Annotated in this window: 27 protein-coding genes; 14 read left to right on the top strand and 13 right to left on the bottom strand. The window is 61.4% G+C overall.

Features of this window, described 5'->3' with window-relative positions:
* Positions 1 to 14 precede the first annotated feature (14 nt).
* Genes HU766_RS04990 through HU766_RS04980 form a run of 3 tightly spaced genes read left to right on the top strand, consistent with a single transcriptional unit; the run spans position 15 to position 2,256 of the window.
* Positions 15 to 1,658: a DNA cytosine methyltransferase gene (locus HU766_RS04990; protein WP_186654240.1), complete on the top strand. Its 1,644-nt coding sequence runs from the start codon at positions 15 to 17 to the stop codon at positions 1,656 to 1,658.
* Entirely contained in the window at positions 1,655 to 1,996 is a 342-nt protein-coding gene (locus HU766_RS04985) for a hypothetical protein (RefSeq protein WP_238338557.1), read from the top strand. The genes HU766_RS04990 and HU766_RS04985 overlap by 4 nt, the downstream gene beginning before the upstream one ends.
* The gene (locus HU766_RS04980) at positions 1,993 to 2,256 is read left to right on the top strand and encodes a pyocin activator PrtN family protein (protein ID WP_186654076.1); all 264 of its coding nucleotides are present in this window, start codon (positions 1,993 to 1,995) and stop codon (positions 2,254 to 2,256) included. Before HU766_RS04985 ends, HU766_RS04980 begins: the two co-directional genes overlap by 4 nt.
* Before the next feature lie 166 nt (positions 2,257 to 2,422).
* Here HU766_RS04980 and HU766_RS04975 read toward each other — a convergent pair whose 3' ends face one another.
* Complete coding sequence (locus HU766_RS04975; protein WP_186654074.1) at positions 2,423 to 3,463, bottom strand: hypothetical protein; 1,041 nt, start codon at positions 3,461 to 3,463, stop codon at positions 2,423 to 2,425.
* A 217-nt stretch (positions 3,464 to 3,680) separates the two neighbouring features.
* On the bottom strand, positions 3,681 to 4,802 hold the full coding sequence (locus HU766_RS04970; protein WP_186654072.1) for a site-specific integrase: 1,122 nt from the start codon (positions 4,800 to 4,802) through the stop codon (positions 3,681 to 3,683).
* A gap of 101 nt (positions 4,803 to 4,903) precedes the next feature.
* On the opposite strand from HU766_RS04970, the gene dusA reads away from it, so the two are divergent.
* From dusA to HU766_RS04950, 4 genes are all read left to right on the top strand, one after another.
* A complete protein-coding gene (dusA, locus tag HU766_RS04965; protein WP_186654070.1) occupies positions 4,904 to 5,914 on the top strand; it encodes a tRNA dihydrouridine(20/20a) synthase DusA in 1,011 nt (336 codons plus the stop codon).
* 32 nt (positions 5,915 to 5,946) lie between these two features.
* A complete protein-coding gene (locus tag HU766_RS04960) occupies positions 5,947 to 6,168 on the top strand; it encodes a hypothetical protein (RefSeq protein WP_227696913.1) in 222 nt (73 codons plus the stop codon).
* 176 nt (positions 6,169 to 6,344) lie between these two features.
* On the top strand, positions 6,345 to 7,271 hold the full coding sequence (gene tal, locus HU766_RS04955; RefSeq protein WP_033700376.1) for a transaldolase: 927 nt from the start codon (positions 6,345 to 6,347) through the stop codon (positions 7,269 to 7,271).
* A gap of 189 nt (positions 7,272 to 7,460) precedes the next feature.
* Entirely contained in the window at positions 7,461 to 9,326 is a 1,866-nt protein-coding gene (locus HU766_RS04950) for an alkaline phosphatase D family protein (protein WP_186654068.1), read from the top strand.
* 71 nt (positions 9,327 to 9,397) lie between these two features.
* On the opposite strand, the gene rssC is transcribed toward HU766_RS04950, so the two are convergent.
* The gene (rssC, locus tag HU766_RS04945) at positions 9,398 to 9,880 is read right to left on the bottom strand and encodes an anti-sigma factor antagonist RssC (protein WP_016500715.1); all 483 of its coding nucleotides are present in this window, start codon (positions 9,878 to 9,880) and stop codon (positions 9,398 to 9,400) included.
* On the bottom strand, positions 9,877 to 11,061 hold the full coding sequence (gene rssB / locus HU766_RS04940; RefSeq protein WP_186654064.1) for a two-component system response regulator RssB: 1,185 nt from the start codon (positions 11,059 to 11,061) through the stop codon (positions 9,877 to 9,879). Before rssB ends, rssC begins: the two co-directional genes overlap by 4 nt.
* A gap of 270 nt (positions 11,062 to 11,331) precedes the next feature.
* Between rssB and HU766_RS04935 the strand changes: the two genes are divergently transcribed.
* Positions 11,332 to 11,631 carry a PilZ domain-containing protein gene (locus HU766_RS04935; protein WP_033700379.1) on the top strand — a complete coding sequence of 100 codons (300 nt, stop codon included), beginning with the start codon at positions 11,332 to 11,334 and terminating at the stop codon, positions 11,629 to 11,631.
* Positions 11,632 to 11,665: 34 nt separating this feature from the next.
* Here the strand turns inward: HU766_RS04935 and HU766_RS04930 are convergent, their stop codons facing one another.
* The gene (locus tag HU766_RS04930) at positions 11,666 to 12,373 is read right to left on the bottom strand and encodes a VacJ family lipoprotein (RefSeq protein ID WP_033700380.1); all 708 of its coding nucleotides are present in this window, start codon (positions 12,371 to 12,373) and stop codon (positions 11,666 to 11,668) included.
* A gap of 191 nt (positions 12,374 to 12,564) precedes the next feature.
* Between HU766_RS04930 and HU766_RS04925 the strand changes: the two genes are divergently transcribed.
* Together HU766_RS04925 and HU766_RS04920 are read left to right on the top strand one after the other, a co-directional pair.
* On the top strand, positions 12,565 to 13,128 hold the full coding sequence (locus HU766_RS04925; protein WP_033700381.1) for a hypothetical protein: 564 nt from the start codon (positions 12,565 to 12,567) through the stop codon (positions 13,126 to 13,128).
* Positions 13,129 to 13,250: 122 nt separating this feature from the next.
* A complete protein-coding gene (locus tag HU766_RS04920; protein WP_003248815.1) occupies positions 13,251 to 13,514 on the top strand; it encodes a DUF4404 family protein in 264 nt (87 codons plus the stop codon).
* A 141-nt stretch (positions 13,515 to 13,655) separates the two neighbouring features.
* On the opposite strand, the gene queF is transcribed toward HU766_RS04920, so the two are convergent.
* Positions 13,656 to 14,486, bottom strand: a complete 831-nt coding sequence (gene queF / locus HU766_RS04915; protein ID WP_033700383.1) for an NADPH-dependent 7-cyano-7-deazaguanine reductase QueF — start codon at positions 14,484 to 14,486, stop codon at positions 13,656 to 13,658.
* A 67-nt stretch (positions 14,487 to 14,553) separates the two neighbouring features.
* Positions 14,554 to 15,072 (bottom strand): cupredoxin family protein, encoded by a 519-nt coding sequence (locus tag HU766_RS04910; protein ID WP_186654061.1) that lies wholly within the window; start codon positions 15,070 to 15,072, stop codon positions 14,554 to 14,556.
* A gap of 183 nt (positions 15,073 to 15,255) precedes the next feature.
* Between HU766_RS04910 and cinR the strand changes: the two genes are divergently transcribed.
* A complete protein-coding gene (cinR, locus tag HU766_RS04905; RefSeq protein WP_033700385.1) occupies positions 15,256 to 15,936 on the top strand; it encodes a two-component system response regulator CinR in 681 nt (226 codons plus the stop codon).
* On the top strand, positions 15,933 to 17,285 hold the full coding sequence (locus tag HU766_RS04900) for a heavy metal sensor histidine kinase (protein ID WP_202883655.1): 1,353 nt from the start codon (positions 15,933 to 15,935) through the stop codon (positions 17,283 to 17,285). Before cinR ends, HU766_RS04900 begins: the two co-directional genes overlap by 4 nt.
* Positions 17,286 to 17,323: 38 nt before the next feature.
* On the opposite strand, the gene HU766_RS04895 is transcribed toward HU766_RS04900, so the two are convergent.
* Genes HU766_RS04895 through HU766_RS04885 form a run of 3 tightly spaced genes read right to left on the bottom strand, consistent with a single transcriptional unit; the run spans position 17,324 to position 20,563 of the window.
* Positions 17,324 to 18,565, bottom strand: a complete 1,242-nt coding sequence (locus tag HU766_RS04895) for a lipoprotein-releasing ABC transporter permease subunit (RefSeq protein WP_186654055.1) — start codon at positions 18,563 to 18,565, stop codon at positions 17,324 to 17,326.
* Between the two features lie 56 nt (positions 18,566 to 18,621).
* Positions 18,622 to 19,305 (bottom strand): lipoprotein-releasing ABC transporter ATP-binding protein LolD, encoded by a 684-nt coding sequence (gene lolD, locus HU766_RS04890; RefSeq protein ID WP_177326495.1) that lies wholly within the window; start codon positions 19,303 to 19,305, stop codon positions 18,622 to 18,624.
* 7 nt (positions 19,306 to 19,312) lie between these two features.
* Positions 19,313 to 20,563, bottom strand: coding sequence for a lipoprotein-releasing ABC transporter permease subunit (locus HU766_RS04885; RefSeq protein WP_033700392.1), 1,251 nt, complete (start codon positions 20,561 to 20,563; stop codon positions 19,313 to 19,315).
* Positions 20,564 to 20,656: 93 nt separating this feature from the next.
* Here HU766_RS04885 and HU766_RS04880 point away from each other — a divergent pair, with 93 nt between their 5' ends.
* The gene (locus HU766_RS04880; protein WP_186654052.1) at positions 20,657 to 21,241 is read left to right on the top strand and encodes a PilZ domain-containing protein; all 585 of its coding nucleotides are present in this window, start codon (positions 20,657 to 20,659) and stop codon (positions 21,239 to 21,241) included.
* Between the two features lie 29 nt (positions 21,242 to 21,270).
* Positions 21,271 to 21,987: a glycerophosphodiester phosphodiesterase gene (locus tag HU766_RS04875; RefSeq protein WP_033700395.1), complete on the top strand. Its 717-nt coding sequence runs from the start codon at positions 21,271 to 21,273 to the stop codon at positions 21,985 to 21,987.
* 48 nt (positions 21,988 to 22,035) lie between these two features.
* Here the strand turns inward: HU766_RS04875 and sthA are convergent, their stop codons facing one another.
* The 3 genes from sthA to HU766_RS04860 form a co-directional block, all read right to left on the bottom strand.
* A complete protein-coding gene (gene sthA / locus HU766_RS04870; protein ID WP_033700396.1) occupies positions 22,036 to 23,430 on the bottom strand; it encodes a Si-specific NAD(P)(+) transhydrogenase in 1,395 nt (464 codons plus the stop codon).
* A gap of 201 nt (positions 23,431 to 23,631) precedes the next feature.
* Entirely contained in the window at positions 23,632 to 24,630 is a 999-nt protein-coding gene (locus tag HU766_RS04865) for an FAD:protein FMN transferase (RefSeq protein ID WP_186654049.1), read from the bottom strand.
* A 119-nt stretch (positions 24,631 to 24,749) separates the two neighbouring features.
* A complete protein-coding gene (locus HU766_RS04860) occupies positions 24,750 to 26,213 on the bottom strand; it encodes a glyceraldehyde-3-phosphate dehydrogenase (RefSeq protein ID WP_033700399.1) in 1,464 nt (487 codons plus the stop codon).
* Positions 26,214 to 26,332: the final 119 nt, after the last annotated feature.

Below are 26,332 nucleotides of genomic sequence, written 5' to 3'. Positions count from 1 at the left end.
TTAAACACTTCCACATGTGTTGTGGCTTGGGCGGAGGGGCAAAAGGCTTCAATCGCTCCAAGCCTATCGTGGGCAACCTCCAAGCCGACTGGCAGTGCATTGGTGGGGTCGACGTCGATCCTGCCGGCCTAGCCGACTTCGAACGCCTGTCGGGCGTAAAGGGCACACTGATTGATCTGTTCACCCGCGATCAGTACATCCGCTTCCACGGGAAAGAGCCGCCACCGGGTTGGCGCGAGGCCACACCGGAGGACATTCGCAAGGCCGCTGGCGGCCAGCGCCCGGACGCCGTATTCATCAGCTCACCGTGCAAGGGTGCAAGCGGGCTGCTCTCGGAAACGATGAGCCAAACGCCACGCTACCAAGCCCTCAACGAGCTGACCCTGCGCTGCATCTGGCTGTTCTGTGAGGCATGGGCAGATGACCCGGTTCCGCTGCTGGTGTTCGAGAACGTTCCTCGCCTTGCCAGCCGCGGGCGGCATCTGCTCGACCAGATCAACAGCCTGCTCTCCAGCTTTGGCTACGCCGTCGCTGAAACCACCCACGACTGTGGGCGCATTGGGAACCTCGCGCAGAGCCGCAAGCGCTTTCTGCTGGTTGGCCGTCACGTTGAGAAGGTACCGCCATTCCTGTACGAGCCTGAGCAGAAGTCGCTTCGTGCGGTTGGCGATATTCTCGGCCGCATGCCGCTGGCCGGCGACATTGAAGCAGCCGGCCCGATGCACCGGGTACCGTCACTCCAGTGGAAAACATGGGTACGCCTCGCTTTGGTCGAGGCCGGTAAAGACTGGCGCAGCCTGAATGATTTGGTGATCGAGGAAGGCTACCTGCGCGACCTGATCATCGTTCCGCAATTCCGCGACGGGTTCTTGGGCGTGCACGACTGGCAAGAAACAGCTGGCACGGTCGCTGCGCGCAGCGGCCCCACCAATGGCAAGTTCTCGGTAGCAGATCCGCGCGCCAAGGCCGGCGCTCTGCAGTACCAGCAGTACGGTGTGCGCCGCTGGGGAGATACCAGCGGCGCGGTAATCGGCGTGAAGAGCCCCGGGCAGGGAACCTTCAGCGTTGCCGATCCACGTCGAGCAGGCGCCGGTTTCGGCAAGTACCAGGTCACGCCGTACAACAGCCCAGCGGGAACCGTCATCGCCGGCAGCACTACCGGTCAAGGCGCCTTTGCCGTGCAAGACCCACGCCCAGGTATGCGCCGCACCAAAGGTGACGCCTACCTGACCGGTGGGCACTACGGCGTTGTGCCTTGGGATGGGCCGTCCGGCGCAGTGTCCGCCAGTGCCATGCACGACAACGGCCGCTGGAGCGTGGCAGATCCGCGCCTTCCCGACGCCAATGACCGTCTGGCATGCGTGATCGAATCGCTGGACGGAACATGGCACCGACCCTTCACCACCTTCGAGCTGGCAGCCATACAGAGCCTGGTCGAACCAGAAGAACAGCTTGAGCTGGACGGTCTGAGTGACCAAGCGTGGCGTGAGCGTATCGGCAATGCCGTTCCACCAGCTGCTGCAGAAGCCGTAGCTGATGTTATGGGCACAACCCTTCTACTGGTCGCCCAGGGCGAAACCTTCGTGCTGAGCAGCATGCCGATTTGGGTACGCCCGGTTGCCGTTGGCTTGAGCGTGGCTCAACGGGAGGCAGCATGAGCACTCACAAGCATCACTGGGAAACAGTGGACCCTTACGACGGGGGCCTGCATATCTGCAAAAAGTGCAACTTAAGTTCCCAGGGTGAACGACTTACGACCCCTTGCCCGATCTCAGATGCAGAGCATTGCGCCGTCGCATGGCTCGGCCAGGCCGGGCTGTACCGCACTCGATTTGACGCCGTACGCAACTTCGAGCAGTCCATCTTCCCGGTCTCCACCGACGAGCTGTTCAACCTCGCCAGCAAGCAGGTGCTAAGCCAGCTCAATGAGGGTCGGCAATCCGCTCGCCCCAGCAACGCAGAGACGAATTCGCGGGAACAGGAGGGTCATGCGTGAATACAGCGTTTATTTTGATGGCGCAGTACAACGGCATGGCGATTATCTCGCTCGAACAGGTATGCGCTGACTACTTCACGCACCTCACGCCGCTCGTATTCCAACGCAAGGTGCTGGCCGGGGAGATCAAGCTGCCCATCACCCGACTTGAACCGAGCCAGAAGAGCGCCCGTGGCATACATATTGCCGATCTGGCTCTCTATCTGGACCAGCAGCGGGATGCTGCGCGCAAAGAGTGCGCACAATTGAATAAAAGGTGACGGACAGGCTGATACGGAGATTGCAGCCCACTTGATGGGTGTCAGCCATTCACACGGACCATCTGGCTGCATCCCTCCCTTCTACCCAATCGAATATCCGCAAATCAGTAAACGACAACCGCGCCATGCTGTTTGAGATAAAATCAGTAAACAAACAAAAAAATTCTTATCGAGAATTTTTAGAAGATGCGAACTGCTTTAACGAGTCAAACATTTTTTGTTCATAAACGCCAGGAGAAAATGGCACTGAGTTGGACGCATATACTGCGCCACTAACATCAGACACAAAAATTCTTGCAGGAGATGCGTTCCCCAAGAATGCTTTAAACCGCTCTCTGTCTGCGGCAGTCATAGACTGAATTTCATCGGATTCGAATTTAATTACCTTATAAGACTGAGGCTGGAGAGTTGCAGCCTCAGGCGAACTGTCGTAATCGCTCATTTTCATCGAGAAATCCAGATAATTTCCTTCACCTAGGTTTGCTCGAAATAGAGCCTGTGGTTTCAGTGAGGTTGCCCCACTCCCTTGGTTCCCTACTGCGCACGTAATTACCAATTTCGCTCTGTTCGGCATTACATTTGACTTAAAGTCCAGCCACTGCTTATTTGCTTCCTTATACCTTGCACTCAAATTATCTCTTTTTTTCCTCTTAGTATCAAGCTGCAAATTTATGGACTCTCGCAGCTTTTCAATTTTATCATCAATATTTGAATCCTCACCTGCTTCATTTATTAGTGAGCGACCCGAAAACCCTAACAGGTCAGACATCCCACGAAAACTATCCAGATCCTCACTTAAAGCAACTAAAGTATCTAATGTATACTTTTTATTCTCCGCCGACATCGTCCCCCCAAGCTTTCTCTCTGACGTCTCAATCTCTATATTCATAGAGGCCAGATTATTTCTATGAGTTAACAGAATTCGATCAATTTCTTCCGGAGAGTAGTCACGCTCCCTCCCTCGCGAATCTAAAACACGCTCTTCACGCGCTATAAGAGACTTTAAAGAAGAGAGCTCCCCAAACATTACCAAATCGACTGGCTGTGAGGCCGTAGCCTTAACAGACGTAACTTCTAGAACAATGTCCGGAGATTTGAAATCATGGAACTGACTAAGAAAAAGCACTAAAACCACTACAACGCTTGCAAAAAACTGCCAAGTTTTGATGAAGAAATTTTTCACTATTGAAAGGATTAGCCGAACCACGATAAATTCCCTTTAAATTTTTCAGCACGATATCACAATGGCATCACGCGCGTGAGGGGATCCTAGCCTATCGCTTCGTGCGTCCTTCCGTTGCCAATCGGTGTTCTATTGCATGCTGGCTTCAGGCGTACCTCTAGCCGAAGGCGGCCAGGTCTGATGCAACCGGCGCATCAAGACGAGCACAAGTGAGGGTCAATTCTGGGCATTCCCTAACCAACTACTCAGCCCGGGCGCCTAGGGTGACCGGGGCCTGGACAATCCGCTCCAACCAACTCCATTCCATATATCGATCGCCACGCCCCCTCAGATGGGTGTAACGCCGCAGCGAGTTCCAGTCACGATGACCGGAAACACTCGATACGCGCGGGATATCCCAATCCATTTCGAACAATCGGCTCACACCTTCGTGGCGCAGATCGTGAAAATGCAGGTCCTCCACGCCAACCATCTTGCATGCCCTGGACCAGGCCGTGCCGATTGAATCAGTGTTGTAAGGGAAGATCTCAGTGCACTGACGCGGCATGCTTTGCACAATCGCCCACGCCTCATTTGGCAGATGGCACCACACATCGTTGCCGATCTTCTGCCCGGGGTTCTTCATGTCCCGCACTTTCACCGCCTGGCGGTGCTCATCCAGATCCTGCCACATAATGCGAGCGATCTCGTCCATGCGGCGTGTAGAAAAGATGGCAAACGCCACGACCTTCGGCATGTGAATGACTGTCGGACGCCGGGCTAGCATCTCGAAAAAAAACTCAAGCACCTTGTCGAGTTCTTCAAGCGTTGGCCTGCGATCCCGCTCCCGGCTCTTCATGTTGTAGCCGAGGCGTTTCAGGACAAGGCGTGCGTCGGGCATAGCTTGGGGGTTGATCTCGTACTCCCACGCTGCCCTAGCGAGCGACAACACTGAACCCAGGTGAGCCAGATCATTGCCGGCTGTCTGTGGTTTGATGCAACCGCCTGCGGGGCTCATACGCCATAGGGCATAGTCCACCAGCACCTGCTGGCTGATGTCGGAGTCGACCATCTCACCCAGGTAGCTGTTCTTGATGGCGTTCAACGTGCGTCGCTTGGTCTCGCCCAGAGGCCGGGCTTTCTCTGCCTCGACCAGGTAACGGTCAATCATCTGCTTGACCGTGTGCCCTACCCGGTTGGCGCGCTCGATAGCACCAGGCTCAGACAACTCGGTTTCCCGTCGCTTCGCCCAGGCCACTGCAGCCTGTTTGCGGGCGAACGTTTGGCTCTCTTGGTAGACTGTCACCTTGTCGCGATTAATGCGGATCTGGACGAGGTAGCTGGTGCTGCCATCGGCCTTTTTACGCGTTCTGATCGTTGCCATCTGAGATTGGTACACGTCGTCTGTCGGTTGGTACATTGTACCAAGCGCTTGGTGAAAACGCCCCAAAACCCCGAAAATTGGTACAAAACACGTTGAACGAAATGACCGCAAAATCAGGCTACAAGCCAGAACCCACGCGCCCTGAGCCGTCACGCCGCTTCAGCGTTGCACCGATGATGGACTGGACAGACCGCCACTGCCGCTTCTTCCTGCGCCTGCTCTCCAAGCACACCCTGCTCTACACCGAAATGGTCACCACCGGCGCCCTGCTGCACAACGACGCCAACCGTTTCCTCCGTCACGACGTGTCCGAGCACCCGTTGGCCCTGCAACTGGGTGGTAGCGTGCCGGCTGACCTGGCGGCCTGCGCGCGCTTGGCCGAAGAGGCCGGTTACGACGAGGTCAACCTCAACGTCGGCTGCCCGAGCGACCGGGTGCAGAACAACATGATCGGCGCCTGCCTGATGGCCCACCCGGCGCTGGTGGCCGATTGCGTGAAGGCCATGCGGGATGCGGTTTCGACGCCGGTGACGGTGAAGCACCGCATCGGCATCAATGGCCGTGACAGCTATGCCGAGCTGTGCGACTTCGTCGGCCAGGTGCGTGAGGCCGGGTGCCGGAGTTTTACCGTGCATGCGCGGATCGCGATTCTTGAGGGGCTGTCGCCCAAGGAGAACCGTGAGGTGCCGCCGTTGCGCTATGACGTGGCGGCACAGTTGAAGGCGGACTTCCCGGACTTGGAGTTTGTGCTCAACGGGGGGATCAAGACCTTGGCGCAATGCCAGGCGCACCTTGAAACGTTCGACGGGGTGATGCTGGGGCGTGAGGCGTACCACAACCCTTACCTGCTGGCCGATGTCGACCAGCAACTGTTTGGCAGCGAGGCGCCGGTGGTCAGCCGCAGCGAGGCGTTGGCGCTGCTGCGGCCTTATATCGTGGCGCATATGGAAAGTGGCGGGGCAATGCACCACATCACCCGGCATATTCTGGGGCTGGCCCAGGGGTTCAAGGGCGCTCGGCGGTTCCGGCAGTTGCTGTCGGCGGATATTCACAAGGCGGCCGAGCCGTTGGCGGTGTTTGATCAAGCGGCGGAACTGATGGAGGGGCGTTGAAAAGGCGCACGCGCTCCCAGGGCACTTGGGGTGTGGCACTGGCGATTTTTGCTCCGGTCGCCATCATCCTGTTGGTGGCCTCGCAGTACCCAACCATGATCGAGCGCAGGGTTGAAGCTAGGAAGGCGCAGGCGCGGGCGGCACAACCAGCACCTCGGCCTGCGGGGACCACGCTGGAAATCATCATGCCCGACGGCAAACGGCTCCAGGAAGGGGAATCCGGCACCTTGGGCGAGGCGCTGAAAAGCAGATAGTCCAGCAGACTTGGGAACCTCGCGGCGGGAGGGGACTCGAATCATCACCTTTCGCAGCCCTTTCCGACCGGCCCGACGCCCCGGCAAGGCCGCTTTGCACGCCCAGCTTCGACGGGCCTTGAGCGGCCGCCGGGGCTCGGGTAATGTCGAGTCATTGCACAGGACAGAGCACGCCCATGACCTCCAAGCTGGAACAACTCAAACAGTTCACCACCGTGGTCGCCGACACCGGGGACCTGGACGCCATCACCCGCCTGAAACCGGTCGATGCCACCACCAACCCGTCGCTGCTGCTCAAGGCGGCTGCCATGCCCGGCTATGCGGAACTGCTCAAGCAGGTGAAGGGCGATGCCAACGGCGATGTGGACCTGGCCTGCGACAAGTTCGCGGTGGCGGTGGGTTCGGGCATTCTGAAGGCCATCCCTGGGCGAATCTCCACCGAAGTGGATGCCCGCCTGTCGTTCGATGAACCGGCCCTGCTGGCCAAGGCCCGTCAGTTGATCGCGCTGTACGACAAAGCCGGGGTCGGCAAAGACCGCGTGCTGATCAAGCTGGCCTCCACCTGGGAAGGCATCCGCGCCGCCGAGAAGCTGGAGAAGGAAGGCATCCAGACCAACCTCACCCTGCTGTTCTCCTTCGCCCAGGCTCAGGCCTGCGCCGATGCCGGGGTGTTCCTGATTTCGCCGTTCGTGGGCCGTATCTACGACTGGTACAAGAAAAACACTGGCAAGGAGTACGTGGGCGCCGAGGACCCGGGCGTGCAATCGGTCACGCGCATCTACGACTACTACAAGACCAATGGCTACGACACCGTGGTCATGGGCGCCAGCTTCCGCAACATCAGCCAGATCGAGCAGTTGGCAGGCTGCGATCGCCTGACCATCAGCCCCGAGCTGCTGCAGCAACTGAGCGATGATCAGGGCGAGCTGCCGCGCGTGCTCAAACCGGGCAACGCTGGCGAGGCCAAGCAGGTGTTGAGCGAGAGCCAGTTCCGCTGGGCGATGAACGAAGATGCCATGGGCACCGAGAAGCTGGCCGAGGGTATTCGCCAGTTTGCCCGCGATCAGGAGAAGCTGGAGAAACTGATGGCTGAAAAAGCCTGATACATATTAGGTTTGCCTGACGGGCGGGAAATGCTCAGCATTTTCCGCCCGTTTTTGGTTTGGCGCTGAATAGCGCCAGGCTTCAGAGGTATTTTGAATTCGATGGCCTATTCGCGGGCAAGCCCGCTGCCACTGGTGCAGTGCTGTCGCTGCACGGGTGGATGGGCTGTCTAGCCAACAGAGCTGTTGATGACCTCATCCCTACCCCTCGTTCTTGCCGGCCCGGTACTGCGCCGGCTAGAGCCCCAGCGCCTGGCCATCTGGCTGGTCGCCACGCAACCCTTGCAACCCGAATTCACCCTGGACGGCGCAGCGCGTACAGCCAACGCCACTTGCCAGGTTATCCCGATAGGCCAGCACGCGTTTATCCACTTGCTGGATATCCACTTCGACCAGCCCCTCCCTTGCAACCAGGCGCTGGGCTATGACTTGCGCATCGATGGCCAGGGCATCGCCGAGTGGGCACCCCACCTGCTCTACCCAGGCTGCCAGCGCCCAAGCTTTGTGCTGCGGGACCGCCTCGACCATTTATTGCATGGTTCTTGTCGCAAGCCGCACCACCCTGCCGCGGATGGCCTGCTCTGCGCCGACCGTTTGCTGGCACAGTGCGAACAGCCCGAACAGCGCCCTGCCGTGCTGCTGATGAGCGGTGACCAGGTGTATGCCGACGATGTTGCCGGCCCCATGCTGCGGGCCATTCATAGCCTGATCGAGCGCCTGGGGCTGTTCGACGAACAGCTCGATGGTGCGGTGGTGGCCGACAGCACAGCGCTGTACCAGCACCCGGCCAGCTATTACCACCGTGCAGACCTGCTGCCGGCCCAAGAACAGAACGAAAGCCTGCGCGAGCGCTTTTTCGGCGGCAAACGCAAGCCGATCTTCTCGTCAAGCAATGCCGACAACCACCTGGTCACCTTCGCTGAAGTCATGGCCATGTACCTGCTGGTATGGTCACCCGAGCCTTGGCGCCTGGTGAACCTGGACATGCCCGCCGGGCTCACTGATGAGCGCCAGGCGCGGTATCGGCAAGAGCTGCCACTGATCGAGGCCTTCGCCAGCAACCTGGGCCAGGTGGCACGGGTAATGGCCCACCTGCCGTGCCTGATGATCTTCGATGACCACGACATCACCGACGACTGGAACCTCTCGGCACAGTGGGAAGAAACCGCCTATGGCCACCCCTTCTCACGGCGCATCATCGGCAACGCGTTGCTTGGCTACTTGCTGTGCCAGGGCTGGGGCAACGACCCGGATGGCTGCGCGGGGCTGGTCGAGCGCTGCCAGGTGCTGACAGGTACAACGCTAGACAGCCAGGCACAGGACGAACTGATCGGCGAAGCGTTGCAGTTCCAGGGCTGGCAGTACAGCTTGCCCAGCAACCCGCCGTTGCTGGTGCTCGACACCCGCACCCGCCGCTGGCGCAGCGAAAGCAGCCTGGCCAAGCCATCCGGCCTGCTCGACTGGGAAGCGTTGAGCGAGCTGCAGCAGGCGCTGCTCGATCATCCCTCGGCGATTATCGTGTCACCCGCGCCGATCTTCGGGGTAAAACTGATCGAAACCGTGCAGAAAGCGTTCAGCTGGCTGGGCTACCCGTTGCTGGTGGATGCCGAGAACTGGATGGCACACCGCGGCGCGGCGCAGGTAATTTTGAATATCTTCCGCCACTCGCGCACGCCGGGGCATTACGTGGTGCTCTCCGGCGACGTGCATTATTCATTCGTGTATGAAGTACTGATTCGCCATCGCCAGCGCAGCCCGCACTTGTGGCAGATCACCAGCAGCGGCATCAAGAACGAGTTCCCCAGGCGCCTGCTCGATGTGCTCGACCGGCTGAACCGTTGGCTGTATTCACCACGCTCGCCGCTCAACTGGTTTACCAAGCGGCGGGAGATGGAGGTGGTGCCGCGTACGCCCAACCATAGTAAGGCGGGGGAACGGCTGTGGAATGGTGCGGGGTTGGGGCAGGTGTTCTTTGATGAGCAAGGGCGGCCGGCGCGGGTGTTTCAGCTGGATGCCGGTGGGCGGGAAGTGACAGAGTTCGTTGCGCCGGAATGAGCGATGGTTTTAACCTTTACCGACCTCTTGGCGGGGTAAGCCCGCGGCCACGGGCCGGTAAAGGCAATGAATCAGGTGCGCTCTAGCGCATTCACCAGGTCATGGAAGGCTTCACGGTTGGAGTCATTCAAGCCCATCAGGATCTTGTGCGCCTCCAGCACCTTTGACCGCACCACCTCTTCGTTCTGGTCCTGCGACGGCAGGTCGGTCAGGCACTCCGGGCACGGTATCGGACGATCGACGATGTTGAACACCTGATCGAAGCCCATCGACTGCAGCAACCGGGAAATATCCGGGTTGGTGGTGACCACGGTCGGCAGCAGCCCAACCTTCTGGCGCGACAGGATCGACAACTTGGCCAGCAAGCCCAAGGTGGTGCTGTCGATGCTCTCGGTTTCAGTCAAGTCGATGACGATGGCCGAGAAATTCAGCGCAGTGAAGATTTTCTCGATCGTCGCATCCAGCGCCGAACACAAGGTCAGGCGCACTTCACCGACGAATTTCAGTACAAAGGTACCGCTTTGCTCGGCGAACTGAATTCTACCGGTACTCATTGAAGGTTCCTGCTCAACACCAATAGGGCGATATCATCCGGCATCTCCCCAAGCGTAGCCAATCCAAATCGTTGGCGCAGCCCATCCAGGCTGCCACCCGCTGCCTTGACGATTTCTGGCAAGGCGGCTTCTTTATCTTTGAGCGTGTCACCCGGCAAAAGGTCCAGAATGCCATCGGACATCAAGCTGAGGCTGAACACAGGCGGCAGCTCCACCACCAGGTCCTGGTAACTGGCCTCGTCGAACAACCCCACCGGCAGGCCGCGGCCTTCCAGGTAGCGGGTACTGCCCGGGGTGTACAGCACCGGCAGCGGCAAGTGGCCGCCCACGGCATAGGTCAACAGGCCGGTGTCTTCGTCGATCACACCGCCGACCATGGTCACATGCTTGCCCAGCTTGCAGTTGATCAGCCCGCGGTTGATGTGGCTGAGCACTTGCGAAGGCTTGAACTCGCGCATCTTGCTGCCGCGCTTGAATTCGAACAACAGGCGCGTGGTCATGAACTTGAGCAGCACCGTGACGAAGGCCGACGACGCGCCATGCCCGGAGACATCGGCGAGGTAGAAGGCGATGCGGCGGTCATCCACACGGAAGTAGTCGGCGAAGTCACCCGACAGGTACAGCGACGGGATGATCTGGTGCTCGAACGCGAACTCGCCGGCTACCCAGGGGCTTTCCGGCAGCATGTTCATCTGCACCTGCCGACCGGCGGTCTGGTCCTCCTGCAGCAGGTGCAGGCTGGCTTCAAGCTCACGGTTGGCCGCTTCGAGCTTGTCGCGGTAGCGCTGGTTTTCCAGCACCAGGCGCGAACGGTCGAGCGCCCGGCGCACCGAATGCTCGAGCACGGCAAGGTCTTCCAGCGGCTTGATCAGGTAGTCGGCAGCGCCCAGGCGCAAGGCCTCGACCGCATCGCTCATGACGCCGGCACCGGACACCACGATCACCGGCAATTGCGGCGCGCGCTCGCTGATCTGGCGGATCAGTTCGAGCCCGCCCATCTGCGGCATGCGCAGATCGCAGATCACGAGGTCGGGCTGGTGTTCTTCGAAGACCTGAAGCCCCTGCTGGCCATTACCGGCCTGGAGGACGCTGAAACCACTGTCTTCAAGATAGGCGGCGAGGCTCGCACGGACCACGTCGTCGTCATCGATGATCAACAGCGTTGCACTGGTTTTCTGCATGTGGGCGAACGGCGCCGATTTGGGTTGGTGCAGCGGTGTCGGCAAAGCTGACGGCCAGCTACGGGAATACTCTGTGGTAACACTCTACTTGAGTTGTAGGACAAGAAGACCCGCCCGGCAACTATCAGCGCTACCCTGTAAGGCGCAGACGGTACTCCCATCCGCCAGGCGTTTCAAGCGTACGAGGGTCGACCTCGCTGCTCTTTACAGGCCAAATCACCGGGAGTTATAAGAAAGCCGACCCGTGCAACCCAAAGGGAAGGATGCAGCATGCCTCAGACGCCCTCCAACCACAGCGAAAAACGCGATTTCATCCGCATGCGCATCGATACCGAGGTGAGCCTGCTGCACGAAGGCCAGGTGATTGCGGCGGTGTGCCTGGACCTGTCCAGCGGGGGCATGCAGGTGCAGGCGCCGCAGCGCTTTCAGGTGGGGGATACGCTTGAGGTGCGGATCGATTCCGATCACCCGGCGCTCAAGGGCTTGCACGCCAGCACCGAGGTGGTGTGGATCGCCGATCAGCCCGATGGGCAGCAGAAGTTCGGCCTGCGCATCCTGGCCATGCATTGACGCGGGGGCTGCAGGGCAGCCCCTTGTTCAAGAATCAGAAGTCGTCTTCGACTTCGCCGTCCTTGACCTTGAACTCGCGGTTCTGCAGGTAGGCGTTGCGAATGAAGATGTACTTGTCGCCCTGAATCAGTTTTTCCGCCGGCAGCAGGCTGGCGCGGGTATCGATCACGTCCAGTGCAAAGATCGAGTTGCGCGTCGGCACATGGTCGATATAGCGGTAGGGCTTGGTGTAGCTGTCAGGGTACTTGGCCAGGCCATCACGCACGGTGCTTGGGCCCAGCAACGGGATGACTACGTAAGGGCCGCTGCCCACACCCCAGTAGCCCAGGGTCTGGCCAAAGTCCTCGTCGCTGCGCTGCAGGCCCATCTTGGTGCCGACGTCGAAGAAGCCACCGATGCCGAACGTGGTGTTGACGATCAAGCGTGCGGTGTCCACCCCTGCCGCATGCGGCTTGAGCTGCAGCACGTTGTTGACCAGGTTGGTCACGTCGCCCAGGTTGCGGAAGACATTGTGGATGCCGTCTTCGAGGAATTGCGGCGTCACCGCCTCGTAGCCCTTGGCCAATGGCTTGAGGGCATAGGTGTCGACGGTATCGTTAAACCTGAAGATCGGTCGGTTGACCGCCTCCCACGGGTCGTCCTCGGTGGCCGCCTGGGTAGCCGCCACGGGCGCCAGCAGCAAGCTGGCGCAGACACAGGCCTGGGTGACTCGCTCGATCACACCGGCACCGATCCTACGCATAGATGTCTCTCCATCGAATTTCTTGGCCGCAGCCGCACCGGGCGCGCTGCTGGTAAGGCGCAAGTATAAGGGCTTACGGGCTGATCACCAGCATTACACATTTTTGCTCAAGATTTTGTGAGCGCATGTTGCACCGTCATCGCCCAGTAACAATGGCGGCATAGCCTGCGGACTATTTCAGGGAAGTTGCCATGCACGATGCATCCGCCTTCACTGCTGTGCTGTTCGGCCTGCGTGGCTGCCTGGTCCAGGGGGCGAACGGCAACCCGCTGCCCGCGCCCGGCGCCCTGGCAACACTCGCCAGCCTGCGCCAGCGCCAGGTGCCCTGCATCTGGCTGGACGACCTGAGTGCCACGCAAGGCAAACGCCTGGCCAACGTGCTGCCCGACTGGTTGCCGGGGCATTCGGTTAATGGTGTGCGCTGGCCGGCACCGAACGCCTGCTGGCAGGCACTGATGGCGCTGGACAGCGCGCGCCTGGATGGCTGCGTACTGGTCAGTGGCGAACCGGCGCTATTGCAATCGGGCCTGAACGCCGGCTTGTGGACCGTGGGCCTGGCCGCCTGCAGCCCTTATTGCGACCTCAGTTCCCGCCATTGGCAAGCCATGAGCCAACAGGAGCGGGACCTGGCCCGCGGCAAGGCCACCCTCGAACTGTTCAGCCTGGGCGTGCACTCGGTGATCGATCACCTCGAAGCGCTGGACACCTGCCTGCAGGACATTGCCCAACGGCGCCGCAAGGGTGAAAAACCCTGATACAGCACCTTTGATGCGGATCATGCAAAGCGGCTGCAAGTGGATTACATTGAAAGCAGGCCAGAACCTTTGCCGCTTCGCTGAGGTCCATGCCTTGCCAAGCCATTGATGGAGAAAAGCCAATGCCTGCCCGCGAATTGCAAGAGCGTCTGAACAGCTTGCGCGAGCAACTGGACCGGAACGTACCGCTTTCGGAAGAAGAGCTGGCCGCCCTGCATGAGGAAGCCAGACAGATAGAAGCGCAACTGAAGCTTGAAGAAGCCACGCCGGACAACAACCTGGTGGATGGCGTGAACCTGGCGATTGAACGCTTCGAGGCTGATCACCCCGACTTGACCGCTACCCTGCGCAGCATTGCCAATTCGCTGCACAGCATGGGGATCTGAAATAGCAAGGGCCGTTTCTCGGCCCATTCGCGGGGCAAGCCCGCTCCAACAGGCTATTAGCTGTACTTGAGGGCAGCGCGGTACCTGTGGGAGCGGGCTTGCCCCGCGAATGGGCCGAGAAACGGCCCCGTCATGTCAGAATTACTGACGCACCAGGCGCACGTTATTCGGGCTGATCGCCCCGGTGCTACGATACGGGTTGATATCCAGCCCCCCTCGTCGCACATACCGCGCATACACCGTCAAATGCTCAGGCTGCAGCAGGTTCTTCAAGTCCAGGTAGATCCGCTCCACGCACTGCTCATGGAAGTCGGCATGCTGACGGAAGCTGATCAGGTAAGTCAGCAGGCTGGCATGGTCCAGCGCCCTGCCCTTGTACTCGACCACGACGCTCCCCCAGTCCGGTTGACCGGTGACCGGGCAGTTGGATTTGAGCAAATGGCTGTGTACGGTCTCTTCCACCACACGCTCCGGGTTGCAGCGCAGCAGCTCCGGTTGCGGCTGTTCATAGTTGCTGATGGCCACATCCAGTGCATCGATGCACTGCCCCGGCAACGCCACCACCCCCTGGGCCTCGACTTCAGCCAAGGTGCGAACCTTGACGCTGACCGGCTTGCCAGCGGCTGCCGACAAGTCCTTCTCCAGGCAAGCCTGCAGCTCGCCAATCGCGGCGAACACCGTCTGGTTCAGCGAGTTCAGGTACAACTTGAACGACTTGGACTCGATGATGTTCGGCGAATCGGCAGGGATGGCGAACTCACCGATCGCTACCACCGGCTTGCCCGAGGGCAACAGCCACGACAACTCGAAGCAGTTCCAGTAGTCCACGCCCTGCCATGGCAGGGTCTGGGCAGTGACGCCCAGCTCGGCCCACTTGGCAGTACGCGGGATCGGGAACAGCAGCTCAGGGGAGTAGGTAGCGATGTATTCGCTGGACTTGCCCAGCGGGGAGTGTTCGGCGGCGGGATGCATGGAAACTGACCTGAAGGTTCGAAATACCCCTAGTCTACCGTTTTTACCGCCCGCCTTGCAGGGCAAGTCACTCGATGGTCAGCGGCCCGACCATGCCGGCCTGGTAGTGCCCCGGCACGTTGCAGGCGAACTCGATGGGCGCCGACTTGCGGAAGGTCCAGGTCAGCTCGGCACGCTGGCCCGGTTGTACCAGCACGGTGTTGCCCGCGTCATGGCCATGGTCTGCGTGGCCCATCTGGCCGTGGTCCATCTGGCCGTGGTCCATGCCCTCGTGGTGCATGCCTGCGGTAAACAGCTTGCCCTGCATGGCGACCATCTGCTTCTGGTGCTCCGCGTGCATGGCCTTGTCGCCCAGGTTGAACTCGTGGGGCAACTTGCCTTCGTTGATCAAGACAAAACGCACGGTTTCGCCGGCTTTGGCGTGCAGGCGCTTGGGCTCGAACGCGATGTCCTTGAGCACGACCTCGACCGTGCGGGTAGCCTTGGCCGCCGGGGCCGGCTCGCCGAAGGCGAAGCTTTTGCCACCGTCAGCCAGGGCGGGCAGGCTCACCAGAGCAAGGGCGGCGGCGATGAACAGGTGTTTCATGATGACTCCAAAGCTTACAGCGGGGATAAGGCCACTTTAGAAAAGGCCGGCTGGCAACTACCTGACAGGAAGATTACAACTTTGTCAGCTTGGGCGGCGCGTGGGCGGCCCTTGATATAGTCACGTATCATTTCAGTCATCACACCGCCCGCACAGGGCTGCCTCCGATAGTGTGGACACCGCATGAAACTGTTGATCGTCGAAGACCAGGCCCGCACCGGCCAGTACCTCAGCCAAGGCCTGAGCGAAGCAGGCTTTGCCACCGAACTGGCGGCCGATGGCGAAACCGGCCAGCACCTGGCGCTAAGCGGCGATCACGACTTGTTGATCCTCGATGTCATGCTGCCTGGCCGCAACGGCTGGCAGATTCTGCAAGCCGTGCGCCAGGCCGGCCTGGACACACCTGTGCTGTTCCTCACCGCCCGCGATGCCGTCGAGGACCGCGTGCACGGCCTGGAGCTGGGCGCGGATGATTACCTGGTCAAGCCGTTCGCCTTCTCCGAACTGCTGGCACGGGTACGCAGCCTGCTGCGCCGCGGCGCCAGCCCCAGCCTGGACACCACCTTGAGCCTGGCCGACCTGCGCCTGGACCTGATCCGCCGCCGTGCCGAGCGTGCCGGCCAGCGCATCGACCTCACCGCCAAAGAGTTCGCCCTGCTCGAACTGCTGCTGCGGCGCCAGGGTGAGGTGTTGCCCAAGTCACTGATTGCCTCGCAAGTCTGGGACATGAATTTCGACAGCGACACCAATGTCATCGAAGTGGCGATTCGCCGCCTGCGCCTGAAGATCGACGACCCGCACGCCAACAAGCTGATCCACACGGTGCGCGGCATGGGTTATGTACTGGAGGAACGTCAAGATTGATGCGCAGGCTTTCCCTCGGCAGCCGCCTGGCACTGTTGTTCGCGGCCTGCACGGCTGCTGTTTCGCTGGGTGCCGGCATCCTGTTCAACCGTGCCAGCGAACAGCACTTCATCGAGCTGGACCAACAACTGCTCGAATCACGCTTGTCGCTGTTTCGCACGCAACTCGCCGGTGTCGCCACACCCGCCGAGCTTGCGGCCCGGCTCCCGGCCCTGCGCGATGAGCTCAGCCACCAGGCTGACCTGGCCCTGCGCATCAGCGGTAAAGACGGCACACCGTGGTTCGACAGCCGCACGCAGTTGCCCAACACCACGCCGCCCTCCGGGCTTGCGACCTTGCACACGGACGGCACCGACTACCGCAGCCTGGCCATGCCCCTGAAGCCGGCCGACCCGCAATCCGCGCAGCTGACGCTGTACCTCGACATCACCCACCATCAACATTTTCTGCAGGGTATGCAGCGCTTGATCTGGCTTACCGTCGGCCTCTCGGCACTGGCTACGGCGCTGCTCGGTGCCTGGGCCGTACGCCGCGGGCTACGGCCCCTGCGGCAGATGGGCCAGGTCGCCGCCAGTGTGTCGGCACGCTCGCTGACCACCCGTTTGCCAGTGGCGCAGATGCCGGAAGAACTGGCCGAACTGGCCACCACCGTGAATGCCATGCTGCAACGCCTGGACGATGCCTTCCAGCGCCTGTCGGCGTTCTCGGCCGATATCGCCCACGAACTGCGCACGCCGCTGTCCAACCTGCTGACCCACACCCAGGTCACCCTCACCCGCCCGCGCAGCCTCGAAGAGTACCGCGAGGCGCTGCATGGCAACCTGGAGGAGCTGCAATGGATGGCACAGATGATCAACGACATGCTGTACCTGGCCAAAGCCGACCACGGCCTGCTGGTGCCCGGTCAGGCTGCGCTGGCCTTGCACGAGGATGTGGATGCGTTGCTGGAGTTCTATGCCCCGCTGGCCGAAGACTCTGATGTAAGGCTGTTGCGCGAAGGCCAATTGCTGCTGCAGGGGGACCGCCATATGCTGCGCCGGGCACTGTCCAACCTGCTCGACAACGCCTTGCGCTTTACCCCGCCGGGTGGGCAGGTACAGGTGACGTTGGGGCCTGGTTCACGGATATGCGTGGCCAATACCGGGGCTGCAATCGAACCGGGTGCATTGCCACGCTTGTTCGATCGGTTCTACCGGGTGGACCCGGCGCGACGGGAAGGCAGTAGCGAGCATGCAGGTTTAGGCTTGGCGATTACCCGCTCGATCGTGCAAGCCCATGGCGGCAGCATTTCTGCGACGAGTGAAAACGGCTGGACGCGCTTTGTGATTGAGCTGCCTGAAGGTCGGTGACCGAGGGCGCAATGCGCCCCCAAACGCTCAAACAGCCCTCAAACCGCCAAGCCAATCGCCGGCTGCACCTGCGATGCCCGATAAGCCGGGTAAATAGTCGCCAAAAAGCTCATCACCAACCCCGCCGCACAGATCATCGCCACATCCCCCCACTGCAACTGCGAAGGCAGGCTGCTGATGAAGTACACATCCGAAGTGAAGATGTGCTGGCCGCTGACCCGCTCCAGCCAGCCCACGATCTGGCTGACATTGAACGCGGCAATCACCCCCAGCACACCCCCGATCAACGTCCCCACCACACCGATCAAGCTACCCTGCACCATGAACGTGCCCATGATCTGCGCAGGCGTGGCGCCCAAGGTACGCAGGATGGCGATATCCGGCCCCTTGTCGTTCACCACCATCACCAGCGTGGCAATGATGTTGAACGCCGCGACCGCGATGATCATCATCAGCAACAGGCCGATCATGGTTTTTTCCATCTTCATGGCGCTGAACAGGCTGCCCTGGGTATGCGACCAGTCATCGGCGCGGTAGGCATCGCCCAGGCCCGCGACGATGGCCTTGGACACCTGCGGCGCCGCATACAGGTCATGCAGCTTCAGCCGCACGCCCTGCACCTGGCCCGGTGCCCAGCGCTGCATTTCGCCCGCATCGGCGACGTGAATGTAGGCTTGCGAACCATCCAACTCGGCGCCAACCTTGAAGATGCCGACCACCGTCAGGCGCTGCATGCGCGGGGTGATGCCACCCGGTGCCTTGCTGATTTCCGGCACGATCAGGGTCAGCTTGTCGCCGGTGTTCAGGCGGAAACGGCGCGCACTCAGCTCACCGATCACCACGCCGAACTCACCCGGCTGCAGGTCTTGCAAACGGCCCTGGACAATATGCTGGCCGACAATGGAGACCTTGCCTTCCTCTGCCGGGTCGATGCCGCTGACCTGGATCGGCTGCATCGCGCCCTTGTACGAGAGCATGCCTTCCATCTCGGTGATCGGCGCGGCGGCCATCACTGCCGGGTCTTTCAGCGCGGCATCGGCGACCGTGTGCCAGTCGTCCAGCGGCTGCACGCCCAGGATGCTGGCATGCGGCACCAGGCCAAGGATGCGCGAGCTCATTTCACGCTGGAAGCCGTTCATTACCGACAGCACCACGATCATCGCCAGCACGCCCAAGGACAGGCCGATCATCGAAGTCATCGAGATGAACGAGATGAAATGGTTGCGGCGCTTGGCACGGGTGTAGCGAGCACCGATGAACAAGGGCAAGGGTCTGAACATGTAAAACACCCAATGAAAGAGTTGCGGGGCGGCTCAGGCCACCCCGTGCAGGCGGCTCAGATCGCCACCAGGTGACCGTCGTCGAGTTTAAGCACGCGGTCCATCTGGCGCGCCAGGTTGAGGTCGTGGGTTACCACCAGGAACGCCGTGCGCGAGGCGCTGGACAGCTCTTGCATCAATTCCTGAATACCCTGGGCGGTGTGGTGGTCGAGGTTGCCGGTAGGCTCGTCGAGCATCACCAGGCCCGGGCGGTTGACCAGTGCACGGGCGATCGCCACACGCTGGCGCTCGCCGCCGGACAGCTCGGCCGGCTTGTGCGTGAGCCGGTGGCTCAGGCCGACCCGCTTGAGCAGCGCCTCAGCGCGCTCACGGGCTTCCGGGATTGGCGTGCGGCCGATCAGCAGCGGCATGCAGACGTTTTCCAGCGCGGTGAATTCCGGCAGCAGGTGGTGGAATTGATAAACGAAACCCAGTGCCCGGTTGCGCAACAGGCCACGCGCACGCTCACCCAGGGCCGACAGTTCCTCACCCGCCAGCCAGACGCTGCCCTGGGTGGGCGTGTCGAGGCCGCCAAGCAGGTTGAGCAAGGTGCTCTTGCCAGAGCCCGAGCTGCCGACGATGGCCACGCGCTCACCCGGGTGCAGCTCCAACTGCAGGCCCGACAGCACCTGTACCGACTCCGGGCCTTCGTCGTAGGACTTGCCCAGGTTGCGGCAACTCAGAACGGCTTTATCACTCATGCGCGACTCACTCATAACGTAGCGCCTCTGCAGGCTGGGTGCGGGCCGCACGCCAGGCCGGGTACAGGGTGGCGAAGAAACTCAGGACCAGCGCCGCAGCGCAGACCATGTACACGTCATTGGCCATGATCTGCGACGGCAGGTAATCGATGAAATAGACGTCGGCGTTGAGGAACTTGTGCCCGATCAGCGTCTCAATGCCGGCAATCGCCGCGCTCACGTTGAGCGCTGCCAGGATGCCGACCACCGCGCCGATCAAGGTGCCGATCACACCGATCACCGTACCCTGCACCATGAAGATGGCCATGATCTGCCCAGGCGTGGCGCCAAGGGTGCGCAAGATCGCGATGTCGCCGCGCTTGTCGTTGACCACCATTACCAGGGTGGAAATGATGTTGAACGCCGCCACCGCCACGATCAGCAGCAACAGCAGGCCGATCATGGCCTTCTCCATGCGGATCGCCTGGTACAGGTTGCCATGGGTGCGGGTCCAGTCACGGCTGTAGAACTCCTGGTCACCCAAGTGCTGGGCGATGTCCCAGGCCACGCGCGGTGCCTGGAACAAGTCGTCGAACTTCAGGCGCAGGCCCTGCACCTGGTTCGGCTTCCAGCGGTGCAGGCGGGACAGGTCGTTGATGTTGGTCAGGCCCAGGTAACCGTCGATCTCGCCGGCGCCCACGTGGAAGGTACCGACCACGGTGAAGCGCTTCATGCGTGGGAACATGCCGGCCGGGGTCACACTGACCTCGGGGGCGACGAAGGTCAGCTTGTCGCCGATGGCGACACCCAGCTTGGCCGCGGCCTTGTCGCCGATCATGATGCCCCACTCGCCCGGCGCCAGCTGGTCGAGACGGCCTTGCTGGACGAAGTTGTCGATGATCGACACCTCGCGTTCGCGCGCCGGGTCGATGCCATTGAGCAGCACCTTCTGCACCTTGCCGTCATGGGTCAGCAGGCCCTGCATCTGGGTGAAGGGCGCAACCGCCACCACCTGCGGATTCTGCTTTACTTGTTGGGCAAGCGCAGGCCAGTCGTCAAGCGGCTGGCCGCTCTCGAGCGTGGCATGGGGAATCATGCCCAGCACGCGGGTACGCATCTCGTGGTCGAAGCCGTTCATGACCGAGAGCACCACGATCATCACCACCACGCCCAGGGCGAGGCCGATCATCGAGGTCAGGGAAATGAACGAGACGAAGTGATTGCGACGTTTGGCACGGGTATAACGCGTGCCGATAAATGCGAAAAGAGGTCTGAACATGTCGGGGCTTGTTCGGATGAAAGGGAACGTCCTTGTGGCGAGGCGCTTACGGCGGCTTTACACTCGGACCACCGCCGCTACCATGGGTTCGCCATGACGACATTAGACGAAGAAGATCGCCGCGAATACTACCGCATCGAAGATCAGATCGCACTTCAAATCAGCCCCTTGAGTGCGGCCGAAGCCCTTGAGCCAGAAGTGTTGCAGGATGATTCACCGCTGTTCAACCTGCTCAGCGAGCTGCACCTGTCCGACTTCGAAGCCCAGCACCTGCTGCGCCAGTTGAGCGACAAAGACCGCACCCTCGCGGCGTTTCTGCGGGCGCAGAGCAAACGCCTCGACCTGCTCAGCGCCGTGGTCGCGCAGACCCTCATCGGCGAAATAGGCCAGCCGCAGGCAGTGGTCATCTCCGAAGGCGGCATCGAGTCCAGCCAGGCCCAGCCCATCGCCCCCGGCACCCGGGTCAAGGTGAAGATGGTGCTGATGCCCCGCGCCCACGGCCTGCTGCTGCGCGGCAAGGTCAGCCACTGCGAGCCGCGCCCGGACGGCAGCTTCGAGGTCGGCACCGAATTCATCGACATGACCGACGCCCAGCGCCAACTGCTGGCCCGTTACATCCTGCAGCGCCAGCAACAGCAACGGCGCCAGCAACTGGAACAGAACGACCCTGCGTCCTGAGCCTTTCCCTTTGAATTGAAGGAACGAACGTGACCCTGATCTACGGCCATCGCGGCGCCAAGGGCGAAGCCCCCGAAAACACCCTGAACAGCTTCCGCCAATGCCTGTCCCACGGCGTCAATCGCTGCGAGCTGGACCTGCACCTGTCGGCCGACAACGAACTGATGGTGATCCACGACCCGACCCTCAAACGCACCACCGGCCGTCGCGGCAAGGTGGTCGAGCAGCCGGCGGCCGACCTCACCAAGATCGACGCGCGCAAGGGCGGCCCGGGCTGGGTGCAGCCCTGCCCCATCCCGAAACTGGAAGAACTGTTCGAAAAATGCGCTTTCGAGCATTGGCAGCTGGAGGTCAAGAGCGCCTCGCGCACCCGCGCCGCCAGCACGGTGCTGGCGATTCGTGAACTGGCCCAGCAATACGGCCTGCTGGACAAAGTCACCATCACCTCGAGCTCACGCGAAGTGCTGGGTGCTGCCCTGGAGCTGGTGCCGGACGTGGCGCGCGGGCTGGTGGCCGAATACGCCTGGCTCGACCCACTGAAGGTCGCGCAGAACTACGGCTGCGAGCTGTTGGCATTGAACTGGACACTGTGCACCCCCGAGCGCCTGCTCAAGGCACAGGGCCAGGGGTTGCACGTGTCGGTGTGGACAGTCAACGAACCGGCACTGATGCGCCGGCTCGCTGATTTTGGCGTGGACAGCCTGATTACAGACTTTCCCGGTTTGGCCAAGACCACCCTCGGGTAGGGCTGAAATCGGTCTCCCCGACCGGCTCAGGCCACCGGCCGGAGCCGCTTAAAAAAGCCGGTTCAGGCCGTCGTAGGCAGCTACCCGATAAGCTTCGGCCATGGTCGGGTAGTTGAAGGTGGTGTTGACGAAGTACTTCAGGTTATTCAGCTCACCCGGCTGGTTCATGATGGCCTGGCCGATGTGGACGATTTCCGAAGCCTGGTAGCCGAAGCAGTGCACGCCGAGGATTTCCAGGGTTTCACGGTGGAACAGAATCTTCAGCATGCCCTGCGGCTCGCCAGCGATCTGCGCACGCGCCATGCCTTTGAAGAAGGCCTTGCCCACTTCGTACGGCACCTTGGCCTGGGTCAGCTCTTGCTCGTTCTTGCCGATCGAGCTGATCTCCGGAATGGTGTAGATGCCGGTCGGCACGTCATTGACGAAGCGCCAGCTGCCATTGTCGACGATGCTGCCGGCAGCCGAACGGCCCTGGTCGTGGGCGGCACTGGCCAGGCTCGGCCAGCCGATCACATCACCGGCGCCGTAGATGTTCGGCACAGTCGTGCGGTAGGCCTCGTCGACCTCGATCTGGCCACGGCTGTTGACCTTGATGCCGATGTTTTCCAGGCCCAGCTTGTCGGTGTTGCCGGTACGGCCGTTGCACCACAGCAAGGCGTCGGCCTTGATCTTCTTGCCCGACTTCAGGTGCAGGACCACACCATTGTCCAGGCCTTCGACCCGCTCGTACTCCTCGTTGTGGCGTACGGTGATGTTGTTGTTGCTGAAGTGGTAGCTCAACGCCTGGGAAATTTCCGAATCCAGGAAGCTCAGCAACTGGCCACGGTTATCGACCAGCTCGACCAGCACGCCCAAGCCGCTGAAGATCGAGGCGTACTCGCAGCCGATCACGCCGGCGCCGTAGACGATCAGTTTGCGCGGGGTGTGGCTGAGGCTGAGGATGGTGTCGCTGTCGTAGACGCGTGGGTGATGGAAGTCGATGTCGGCCGGGCGATAAGGGCGCGAGCCGGTGGCGATGATGATGTGCTTGGCGTTTAGTTTTTCCACCACACCGTTGGGGCAGACCACTTCGACGGTCTGCTCGTCGGCGAAGCTGCCGGTGCCGAAGAACAGGTCGACACGGTTGCGCGCGTAGTAGCCGGTGCGCGAGGCGACCTGCTTGGAAATGACCTTCTCGGCGCTTTTGAGCACGTCCGGGAAGGAGAACCAGCGGGGCTCGCCGATGGCACGGAACATCGGGTTGGTGTTGAACTGCATGATCTGCCGCACCGAGTGACGCAGTGCCTTGGACGGGATGGTGCCCAAGTGGGTGCAGTTGCCGCCGACCTGGCGACGGCTGTCGACCATCGCCACCTTGCGCCCTGCTTTGGCGGCGTTCATTGCCGCGCCTTCTCCGGCCGGGCCGGAACCCAGCACCACTACGTCGTAGTTGTAGACAGCCATGCGTACTCCTTCAGAACTGGCCCGCGAGTCACGGTGGCTCGCGGGGCGCGATCATGTCGCCGGGGCGCCATGAGAAAATTCGGTTGCAGTCTAATCAAGCGTGAACGCCGCGCACATTAACCCTTGGTCGCGTCGTAGGCCAATTTTGCCTGCACTACATGTGGTTCACCGATTCCCTGGCGATCATCCATCCTTGCGCTTTCACTCGCCTTTCATTGCCCGCTCGAACGCAGGGGTGGTTCGGGAGACGAAGCCACCCTCCGCCCGAGTCACCAGCACAGCGGCAAGGTCATGGCTGATGGCGAAATCCCAGCCGCGCTCCGGCCCGAGGATCAGCAGCAGGGTCGAGTAGCCATCGGCCTGCAGCGCCGAGGCATCGAGCACGGTGACGGCGGCCAGGTCGTGCGCGACCGGGCGCCCGAGGCGGGCATCGAAGGTGTGCGAATAGCGCCGGCCATTCTCCTCGAAATAATGGCGATAGTCACCCGAGGTCGATACCGAAAGGCCATCCACCGGGATGACCTGGCGGGCGATCTGGCGGTCTTCACGGGGCAGCTCCAGGGCGATGCGCCAGGCGCTGCCATCAGGCTTGCGGCCAACGGCCTTGAGCTCGCCAGTGGCTTCGGCGATGAAGCTGGCAATGCCCATGGCGCGCAGGCGCTCGGCGATCAGGTCAACGGCGTGGCCGGCGGCGATGCTGTTGAAATCCAGCTCGATGGGGGCGTCCTTGCACAGCGCCTGGCCTTCGATGCGCAGGTGCTGGTAGCCCACGCGAAGGCGCACCTGGGCCAGGGCTTGCGGGTCGGGCACCTGTTCGTGACGGGCCTGGGGGCCGAAGCCCCAGAGGTCGAGCAAGGGCTCGACAGTGAGGTCGAAGGCGCCGGCACTTTGCACAGCCAGGTGCTGGCCGAAACGGACCAGGTCGAGCATGTCGCGCGGCAGCGCCAGGCACTGGTTGGCCGCGAGCTGGTTGAACTGGCTGACGGTGGAATCGCTGCGATAGGTCGAGTAGTGCAGGTCGATCTCCTGCAGGATTGCCTCGACTGCCACCTGCACCTGGGCCGGGGGCGGGCCTGCGGGCTCGCGCACGTACTGGATGCTGTAGCTGCTGCCCATGGCAGGGCCGCCCAGGCGCTCCAGGGTCGGGCCTTGGTTGCAGGCGGTGAGGAGCATCAATGCCAGGAGAAGAACTGTACGCACATTCGCTTACTCGACTATCCGGGCCGGCCTCTTCGCGGGGCAAGCCCGGACAACACAATAGTCAGGACAAAAAAACGGGAACCCGAAGGTTCCCGTTTTTTCATTGCCTTACAAGCGAATCAGCGCGGAAACGCTGGCGGGTTCACACCGGCCATGTCTTCCATCACGCGAACCACCTGGCAGCTGTAACCGAATTCGTTGTCGTACCAGACGTACAGCACAACGCGGTTGTCGTTGCAGATGGTGGCTTCGGCATCAACCACACCGGCGTGGCGCGAACCAACGAAGTCGGTGGAAACCACTTCCTGCGAGCTGACGTAGTCGATCTGCTTGTGCAGGTCCGAGTGCATGGCCGTCTGGCGCAGGTACTCGTTGATCTCTTCGCGGGTGGTGGCCTTTTCCAGGTTCAGGTTCAGGATGGCCATCGAGACGTTCGGCGTCGGCACGCGAATGGCGTTGCCGGTCAGCTTGCCTTTGAGCACTGGCAGCGCCTTGGCAGCAGCAGTGGCGGCACCGGTCTCGGTGATGACCATGTTCAGCGGCGCGGCGCGGCCACGGCGGCTGCCCTTGTGGAAGTTGTCGATCAGGTTCTGGTCGTTGGTGAACGAGTGAACGGTTTCGACGTGACCATTGATGATGCCGTACTGGTCGTTGACAGCCTTCAGCACCGGCACGATGGCGTTGGTGGTGCAGGAGGCGGCCGAGATGATCTTGTCATCAGCAGCGATTTCGCCGTGGTTGATGCCGTGCACGATGTTCTTCAGCGCGCCCTTGCCAGGTGCGGTGAGGATCACGCGGGCAGCGCCCGGGCAGGCCAGGTGCTGGCCCAGGCCGTCGGCATCACGCCATACGCCGGTGTTGTCGACGATCAGCGCGTTGTCGATACCGTACTGGGTGTAGTCGACTTCGCTCGGGCTCTTGGCGTAGATAACCTGGATCAGGTTGCCGTTGGCGGTGATGGTGTTGTTGGCTTCGTCGATGGTGATGGTGCCATCGAACGGGCCGTGCACCGAGTCACGGCGCAGCAGGCTGGCACGCTTGACCAGGTCGTTCTCGGCGCCTTTGCGCACGACGATGGCACGCAGACGCAGGCCGTCGCCACCACCGGTCTTCTCGATCAGGATGCGCGCCAGCAGGCGGCCGATACGGCCAAAACCGTACAGCACGACGTCGGTGCCTTTACGCGCCGAAGCGTTCTGCTGGCCAACCACGTCGGCCAGTTCTTCACGCACGAACTGCTCGGCGCTGCGGCCGTTGCCTTCTAGCTTGAACTTGTTGGCCAGCTTGCCCAGGTCGACCGAAGCGGCGCCCAGTTTCAGCTCGCTCATGGCCTTGAGCAGGGGGAACGTCTCGTGGACAGACAGTTCGGTCTCGTCGGCCTGACGATGACGCGCAAAGCGGTGTGCTTTGAGGATCGAGATAACCGAACGGTTGATCAGGCTGCGGCCATAAATCGAGCTCACCACGTTGTTGTTGCGGTAGAGCTGACCGATAAGCGGGATCATCGCTTCAGCCAACGCTTCACGATCAATCCACTCACCAAGACACTGGTCGGGCTTCTGAGTCACGGGAACCTTCCACATGTAGGGACAGAAAAAAGGGGCTACATTATGACGCCCCAACGCGGAACGGGCAATGAGCGCCTGTCGTGGTAGCCAGAGCCAGTGTTCATGGCCTTTGGAGCCTGACAGCGGGCACCGGC

Source organism: Pseudomonas sp. SWRI77 (assembly GCF_014269105.1).
Lineage (GTDB): Bacteria > Pseudomonadota > Gammaproteobacteria > Pseudomonadales > Pseudomonadaceae > Aquipseudomonas > Aquipseudomonas capeferrum.
Note: the sequence above shows the minus strand (reverse complement) of the source record. Positions and strands in the feature narration are given on the sequence as shown.